The organism is Rugamonas sp., from assembly GCF_025354735.1.
Taxonomy (GTDB): domain Bacteria; phylum Pseudomonadota; class Gammaproteobacteria; order Burkholderiales; family Burkholderiaceae_D; genus Rugamonas.
This window is the reverse complement of record NZ_JANXMI010000124.1, coordinates 1-8,051: the sequence shown is the minus strand read 5'-3', so window position 1 is coordinate 8,051 and position 8,051 is coordinate 1. Positions and strand designations below refer to the sequence as shown.

The 8,051-nt window shown below is 62.4% G+C and carries 7 protein-coding genes; all 7 read right to left on the bottom strand.

The window, feature by feature from the left end; genetic code table 11:
* A partial coding sequence (locus tag Q0S71_RS10260) for an NADH-quinone oxidoreductase subunit M (protein WP_295994520.1) occupies nt 1-863 on the bottom strand: 863 nt, incomplete at its 3' end.
* A 43-nt stretch (nt 864-906) separates the two neighbouring features.
* Nucleotides 907-3,030: an NADH-quinone oxidoreductase subunit L gene (nuoL, locus tag Q0S71_RS10255; protein WP_295994517.1), complete on the bottom strand. Its 2,124-nt coding sequence runs from the start codon at nt 3,028-3,030 to the stop codon at nt 907-909.
* Between the two features lie 59 nt (nt 3,031-3,089).
* On the bottom strand, nt 3,090-3,398 hold the full coding sequence (gene nuoK, locus Q0S71_RS10250; RefSeq protein ID WP_028104269.1) for an NADH-quinone oxidoreductase subunit NuoK: 309 nt from the start codon (nt 3,396-3,398) through the stop codon (nt 3,090-3,092).
* Complete coding sequence (locus tag Q0S71_RS10245) at nt 3,395-4,027, bottom strand: NADH-quinone oxidoreductase subunit J (protein ID WP_295994498.1); 633 nt, start codon at nt 4,025-4,027, stop codon at nt 3,395-3,397. Before Q0S71_RS10245 ends, nuoK begins: the two co-directional genes overlap by 4 nt.
* Nucleotides 4,028-4,112: 85 nt before the next feature.
* On the bottom strand, nt 4,113-4,601 hold the full coding sequence (gene nuoI / locus Q0S71_RS10240) for an NADH-quinone oxidoreductase subunit NuoI (protein ID WP_295994495.1): 489 nt from the start codon (nt 4,599-4,601) through the stop codon (nt 4,113-4,115).
* 9 nt (nt 4,602-4,610) lie between these two features.
* Nucleotides 4,611-5,696: an NADH-quinone oxidoreductase subunit NuoH gene (gene nuoH, locus Q0S71_RS10235; protein ID WP_295994492.1), complete on the bottom strand. Its 1,086-nt coding sequence runs from the start codon at nt 5,694-5,696 to the stop codon at nt 4,611-4,613.
* Nucleotides 5,696-8,035, bottom strand: a complete 2,340-nt coding sequence (nuoG, locus tag Q0S71_RS10230; protein WP_295994523.1) for an NADH-quinone oxidoreductase subunit NuoG — start codon at nt 8,033-8,035, stop codon at nt 5,696-5,698. Before nuoG ends, nuoH begins: the two co-directional genes overlap by 1 nt.
* Nucleotides 8,036-8,051: the final 16 nt, after the last annotated feature.

Here is an 8,051-nt window from a genome sequence, read left to right as displayed (position 1 = left end):
GACAGCGTGATGATGAAGCCGGACAGGTAGTGCGAGGCGTCCGGCGCGATCGGCAGCGAGAACCGCAGGAAGCCGTACGCGCCCAGCTTCAGCATGATGGCGGCCAGCACGGCCGAGCCGCCGGTCGGCGCTTCGACGTGGACGTCCGGCAGCCAGGTGTGGACCGGGAACATCGGCACCTTGACGGCGAAGGCCATCAGGAAGGCCAGGAAGATGAAGATCTGTTCGCGCATGGTCAGCGAAATGCGCTGCCACATCAGGATGTCGAAGCTGCCGCCGGAAACGTTGTACAGGTAGATGATGGCGACCAGCGTCAGCAGCGAGCCGAAGAAGGTGTACAGAAAGAACTTGAACGAGGCGTAGACGCGGTTCTCGCCGCCCCAGATGCCGATGATGATGAACATCGGGATCAGGGTCGCTTCAAAGAAGAAGTAGAACAGCAGGCCGTCCATGGCGGCGAACACGCCGATCATCAGTCCCGACAGAATCAGGAAGGCGCCCATGTACTGCGCCACGCGCTTGGTGATGACCTGCCAGGCCGAGATCACGACGATCACGGTGATGAAGGCCGTCAGCGGCACGAACCACAGCGACAGGCCGTCGATGCCGAGCGAGTACATGATGTGGAAGCGGTCTATCCACGGCGACAGTTCGACGAACTGCATGCCGTGGGCGGCGTTGTCGAAGTGCGTGACGAGCGGGATGGTGGCGGCGAAGCTGATGAGCGCGCCGATCAGCGCGCCGACGCGCACGGCGCCGGCGTTGCTGTCGCGGCCCAGGGCCAGCACCAGTACCCCGAACAGGACCGGAAGCCAGATCGCCAGGCTCAGGTAGGGAGGAAGAGTAGAAATTGACTGCATCATGGTTATCGTTATCTCTTTGCGTGTCAGCTAGCGTGTCGGCTAATTAAGCGTGCCAAAACGGCAGGAAGTAGACCAGGAACCCCAGAATGCCGAGGATCATGACGAAGGCGTAGTGGTAGATGTAACCGGTCTGGCCCAGGCGCGTCAGCGCCGCGAACCAGCCCACTACTTTGGCGCTGCCGTTGACCACCAGGCCGTCGATCAGGAACTTGTCGCCCACATTCCACAGGCCGTTGCCGAGCAGGCGCGCGCCACCAGCGAACACCACTTCGTTGAACTTGTCCATGTAGTACTTGTTGTCGAGCAGCGTGTGGATGGCGTGGAACTTGGCGAAGAACCAGGCCGGCACGCGCGGGTTAATCATGTAGCAGTAGTAGGCCGACGCCACGCCGGCGATCGCCAGCCACAGGGTCAGCGAGGTCACCGAGTGCAAGGCCATGGCCAGCGGGCCGTGGAATTCCTCGGCCAGCTTCTCGATGCCGTGGTGGTTTTCGCCGATGAAGATGACGCCCTTGAAGAAGTCGCCGAAGATCATCGGACCGATGGTCAGGTAGCCGATGATGACCGACGGGATGGCCAGCATCACCAGCGGGAACCAGACCACGAATGGCGATTCATGCGGCTTCTGGCCGGGCTCCAGGCCGTGGTGGGCGTAGTCGTCGTCTTCGTCGTGGGCGTCCGTATCGTGGCCGTGGGCGGCCGGATCGGCGTGGTCCGAGTGATCGGCGTGGGCGATGTGGGCGGCGTGGGCGGCCACCGGATGGTGGTGCTCGTCATGCGCATGGGCCTTGCCGAAGCGCTCCTCGCCGTGGAACACGAGGAAGTACATGCGGAAGGAGTAGAAGGCGGTGACGAACACGCCGGCCAGCACGGCGAAGTTGGCGAAGCCGGAACCGAAGATATGGGTTTCGGCGACGGCGTCGATGATGCTGTCCTTCGAGTAGAAACCGGCGAAGAACGGCGTGCCGATCAGGGCCAGCGAACCGATCAGCGACGTGATCCACGTGATCGGCATGTATTTACGCAGGCCGCCCATGTTGCGGATGTCCTGGTCGTGGTGCATGCCGATGATGACCGAGCCGGCGCCGAGGAACAGCAGGGCCTTGAAGAAGGCGTGCGTCATCAGGTGGAACACGGCGACCGAGTAGGCCGACGAACCGAGCGCGACGGTCATGTAGCCCAGCTGCGACAGGGTCGAGTAGGCGACGACGCGCTTGATGTCGTTCTGGATGATGCCCAGGAAGCCCATGAACAGCGCGGTGATCGAGCCGATGATGAGGATGAAGGACAGCGCCGTGTCCGACAGTTCGAACAGCGGCGACATGCGCGACACCATGAAGATGCCGGCCGTGACCATGGTCGCGGCGTGGATCAGCGCGGAGATCGGGGTCGGGCCTTCCATCGAGTCAGGCAGCCACACGTGCAGCGGGAACTGGGCCGACTTGCCCATCGCGCCGATGAACAGGCAGATGCAGGCCACCGTCAGCAGCATCCAGTCCGTGCCCGGCAGGGTCAGCAGCGCCAGCGCTTCGCGCTTGGCGAACACTTCCTGGTAATTCATGGTGCCGGTGTAGGCCAGCAGCAGGCCGATGCCGAGGATGAAGCCGAAGTCGCCGACCCGGTTGACGAGGAAGGCCTTCATGTTGGCGACGATGGCCGTCGGCCGCGTGTACCAGAAGCCGATCAGCAGGTAGGACACCAGGCCCACCGCTTCCCAGCCGAAGAACAGCTGCAGGAAGTTGTTGGCCATGACCAGCATCAGCATCGAGAACGTGAACAGCGAGATGTAGGCGAAGAAGCGGTTGTAGCCGGCGTCGTCCTTCATGTAGCCGATGGTGTAGATGTGCACCATCAGCGACACGAAGGTGACGACACACATCATCATCGCCGACAGCGAGTCGATCTGGAAGCCGACTTCCATCTTCATGCCGGCCACGGTCATCCAGTTGTAGATGGTGCCGTTGAAGGTGGCGCCGTTGAGCACGTCCATCAGCGTCATGACCGAGATCACGAGCGCGATGAAGACACCTAAGATAGTAGCCGTATGCGACGTCTTGCGTCCGACCACGTTGCCGAAGAAACTGGTTCCGAACAAGCCCGCAATCGCAGCGCCGGCCAGCGGCGCCAGAGGTACGGCAAGAAGGAGGTTAGGGTTGAGACCCGCCATGATGAACCTTAATCGTTATTATTCGAGATTGAAACGAACTGACACTGCACCGTACGGGTTTAACCCTTGAGGCTATCCAGGTCTTCCACATTGATGGTGTCCAGGTTACGGAACATCACCACCAGAATCGCCAGGCCGATCGCCGATTCGGCGGCGGCCACGGTCAGGATGAAGAACACGAAGATCTGCCCCGCGGCGTCGCCCAGATAATGCGAGAACGCGATGAAGTTCATGTTCACGGCCAGCAGCATCAGTTCGATGGCCATCAGCAGCACGATGACGTTCTTGCGGTTCAGGAAAATACCGACGATGGAGATCGCGAACAGGATCGCGCCGAGTACGAGGTAGTGAGCGAGCGATAAGGTCATGGCGCCTCCTTGGTTTCCACCGCGGCGGCAGCGCCGCGGGTGCTGACCGCATCCATCTTGACGATGCGCAGGCGGTCGTTACGTTTCACGCGCACGGCGTCGCCAGGGGCGAAGTGCTTGGTGTCCTTGCGCTTGCGCAGCGTCAGCGCGACGGCGGCGATGATCGCCACCAGCAGGATGGCGGCGGCGATTTCGAAGCCGTATATATATTTGGTGTAGATCAGCAGGCCCAGTTCCTTGGTGCCGCCGATGTTGCCGGCGTTCGGCACCTGGCCGTCGAAGGTGAGGAAGGAGCGCCACAGCACGGCCGCCATTTCCAGCACGATGACGACGCCGACGGCGCTGGCCACCGGCAGATAACCCCAGAAGCCTTCGCGCATCTTGTCCATGTCGATGTCGATCATCATGACCACGAACAGGAACAGCACCATGACGGCGCCGACGTAGACCAGCACCAGCACGATGGCGAGGAACTCGGCCTGCAACAGCATCCAGATGCCGGCGGCCGAGAAGAATGCGAGCACCAGGAACAGCGCCGCTTGCACCGGATTGCGGGCCGTGATGACGCGCGTGGCGGCGAGAACCATGATGGCCGCGAACACGTAAAACAAGACAGTTGTAAATTCCATAAACTAACCCAAGAGACCTACGGTTTAACGATCGTCGCGCCCCGCCCTCCTCCACAGCGAGGGTCGGGGCGCGCCTGACTGGCGATCAGCGGTAAGGAGCATCGGCCGCGCGGGCGGCGGCGATCTCGTCTTCATAACGGTCGCCGACGGCCAGCAGCATCTCTTTCGTGTAGTACAGATCGCCGCGTTTCTCGCCGTGGTATTCCAGCACGTGCGTCTCGACGATCGAGTCGACCGGGCAGGATTCCTCGCAGAAGCCGCAGAAGATGCACTTGGTCAGGTCGATGTCGTAGCGCGTGGTGCGGCGCGAACCGTCTTCCCGCTGTTCCGACTCGATGGTGATGGCCATGGCCGGGCACACCGCTTCGCACAGCTTGCAGGCGATGCAGCGTTCTTCGCCGTTCGGATAGCGGCGCAGCGCGTGCAGGCCGCGGAAGCGCGGCGACATCGGCGTCTTCTCTTCCGGGTACTGCACGGTGATTTTGCGCGAGAACATATACTTGCCCGTCAGCGCCATCCCTTTGATCAATTCGGTCAGCATGAAGCTGCCGAAGAAGTCTTTGATACGTTCCATTTTTCTTCCTTACTTCCAGATATTCCAGGAGGTTTGCATGACGCCGGCGACGACGACGAGGTAAACCAGCGTCAGCGGGATGAACACTTTCCAACCCAAACGCATGATCTGGTCATAGCGGTAGCGCGGGAAGGTACCGCGGACCCATACGAACAGCGACACGATGAAGAACGCTTTCGCGAACAGCCAGAAGAAGCCACCGAAACCGCCCCAGAATTCGAGGAACTTGAACGGTGCGGCCCAGCCGCCCATGAACATGATGGCGCCCAGGGTGCCGATCAAAATCATGTTGGCGTATTCGGCCAGCATGAACATGGCGTAGGCCATGCCCGAGTATTCGACCATGTGGCCGGCGACGATTTCGGACTCGCCCTCGACGACGTCGAAGGGGTGGCGGTTCGCTTCGGCCAGCCCGGACGTCAGGTAGACGACGAACAGCGGCAGCAGCGGCAGCCAGTTCCACGACAGGAAGTTCAGGCCGTGCTCGACGAAGTAGCCCTTTTCCTGGCCGCTGACGATGTCGATGAAGTTCAGCGAACCGGACACCATCAGGATCACCACCAGCACGAAGCCCATCGGGATTTCGTAGGAAATCATCTGGGCCGAGGCGCGCATCGCCCCCATGAAGGAGTACTTCGAGTTCGACGACCAGCCGGCGATGATGATGCCGTAGACTTCCAGCGACGTGATCGCCAGCAGCAGCAGCAGGCCGGCGTTGACATTGGCCAGCACCGCTTCAGGGCCGAAGGGAATCACCGACCAGGCGGCCAGCGCCGGGGCGATGGTTATGATGGGACCGAGCACGAACAAGCCCGCGCTGGCCTTGGCCGGCGTGATGATTTCCTTGAACAGCAGCTTGAGCGCATCGGCGATCGGCTGCAGCAAGCCCATCGGGCCGACGCGGTTGGGACCGATACGGATCTGGATCCAGCCGATCAGCTTGCGCTCCCACAGCGTGGCGTAGGCGACCAGACCCATCAGCGGCAAGGTGACGCAGAGGATCTTGATGATGGTCCAGACGAACATCCACAGCGGCGCGGGCATCAGCGACGCGCCGGTGTTGTTGATGACGGTGACGAATTCAGGCAGAGCCATTATTTACCCTCTCCTGCTTTTTCAACGGTGATCGAAGCGAACATGCCATCGAGCGCGGCGGTGCTGGCGTGGGCGGCGGCGACGCGGACCACGTTGGCTGGCAAGCCAGCGTCGACTTCGGCGACCAGGATCGCGTGGCCGGAACCCTGCGACACTTTGACCTTGTCGCCGGCCGACACGCCCAGCTGCTGCGCCAGTTGCGGCGACAGGCGCGCCGTCGGGGCGGCCGCGTCGTTGGTCAGTTGCAGCGAAGCGGCGCGGCGCACCAGGGCGTCGGCGAAGTAGATCGGCACGTCGGCGACGCGTTGCAGACCGGAGACCTGCAGCCAACCGCTGGCCGTGTGGCCGGTAGCCATCGGAGCCAGAGCGGCCATGTTGCTCAGGCGGGCCGACAGGTCGGTCACACCGGCGCCGAGCACTTCGTCGCGGATCGCTTCGGAGGTGTCGTAGTCGAAACCGGACAGGCCGAGGATGTTGCCGAGCACGCGCAGCACTTTCCAGGCCGGGCGGGTTTCCAGCAGCGGCTTGACGGTGCCGTTGAAGCTTTGCGCGCGGCCTTCGCAGTTGACGAAGGTGCCCGAGGTTTCGCTGAACGGCGACACCGGCAGCAGCACGTCGGCGTAGTCCATGCCGTGCTTGAACGGCGACATGACGACCACCATTTCCGCTTTTTGCAGGGCGGCGACAGCGGCGCGCGGATTGGCGGCGTCCAGTTCAGGCTCGGCGTTCAGCAGCACGTACGCTTGCTTAGGCGTCGTGAAGACGGGCGCGGTGCCGCTGTTGGCGTTGACCAGGTTGGCGCCGACGGTGTTGGCGGCCTCGGTCAGGTAGCCGAACTTGGCGCCGGTGTTCTCGGCGATCCACTGGGCGGCGGCGTGCAGCGCGGCCGCTTGCGCGTGTTGCGTCACGGCGTTACCGAGCAGGACAGCCTTGTTCTCGCCCGACAGCAGGCTGGCGGCGATTTTGGTCGCGACGTCCGAGGCGGTGATGGCTTCGAAGCCGGCCGGTGCGGCGATCTCTTTCGCTGTGGCGACGGCGACGACGACTTCCGACAGCGCGGCCAGCCAGTCGCTTGGCGCGACGATCATCTTGTTGGCGACGTCGATCAGCAGATTGTCGTCGGCGGCGTGCAGGATGGACAGCTTGGCGCCGCCCTTCACCGCCAGGCGCAGGCGCGTGGCCAGCAGCGGGTGGTCTTTACGCAGGAAGGAGCCGATGACGAAGGCGCGATTGAGTTCCGCGAATTCGTTGATCGACATGCCCAGCCACGGCGACACGCCGGCCAGCGAGAAATCGCTCTGGCGCAAACGGGTGTCGACGCTGTCCGAACCGAGGGCGCGGGTCAGCTTTTGCAGCAGGTGGAGTTCTTCGACGGTCGAGTGGGCGGTGGCGATGGACGCGATGGCGTTGGCGCCGTGTTCGTGCTTGATGTTCTTCAGGCCGTGCGCCACGTATTCGAGCGCGGTCTGCCAGTCGACTTCTTTCCACTGGCCGCCCTGCTTCAACATCGGCTGGGTCAGGCGCTCGGCGCTGTTCAAGCCTTCGTAGGCGAAGCGGTCCTTGTCCGAGATCCAGCATTCGTTGACGTCGTCGTTTTCCAGCGGCAGCACGCGCTTGACTTCGCCCCCCTTCACCTGAACGATGAGGTTGGCGCCCAGGCCGTCGTGCGGGCTGACCGATTTGCGGCGCGACAGTTCCCAGGTGCGGGCGCTGTAGCGGAACGGCTTGGAGGTCAGCGCGCCGACCGGGCACAGATCGATCATATTGCCCGACATTTCGGAGTTGACCGTCTGGCCGACGAAGGAAATGATTTCCGAATGTTCGCCACGGCCTATCATGCCCAGCTCCATGACGCCGCCGACTTCCTGGCCGAAGCGTACGCAGCGGGTGCACTGGATGCAGCGCGCCATTTCCTGCATGGACACCAGCGGACCGGCTTCCTTGGGCGTGACGACGCGCTTGTCTTCCTCGTAGCGGGACGCGCTGTTGCCGTAGCCGACGGCCAGATCCTGCAACTGGCATTCGCCGCCCTGATCGCAGATCGGGCAGTCGAGCGGGTGATTAATCAGCAGGAATTCCATCACGCCCTTCTGGGCTTGCACGGCCTTGTCGCTGGCCGAGCGCACGATCATGCCGGCCGATACCGGGGTCGCGCAAGCGGGCAAAGGCTTGGGGGCCTTTTCCACTTCGACCAGGCACATGCGGCAGTTCGCTGCGATCGACAATTTCTTGTGATAGCAGAAGTGCGGGATGTAGGTTCCCAATTTATTGGCGGCGTCCATCACCATGCTACCAGCAGGGACTTCGACTTTTTTGCCGTCTATTTCGATTTCAACCATGGTGATCGTTACCTGA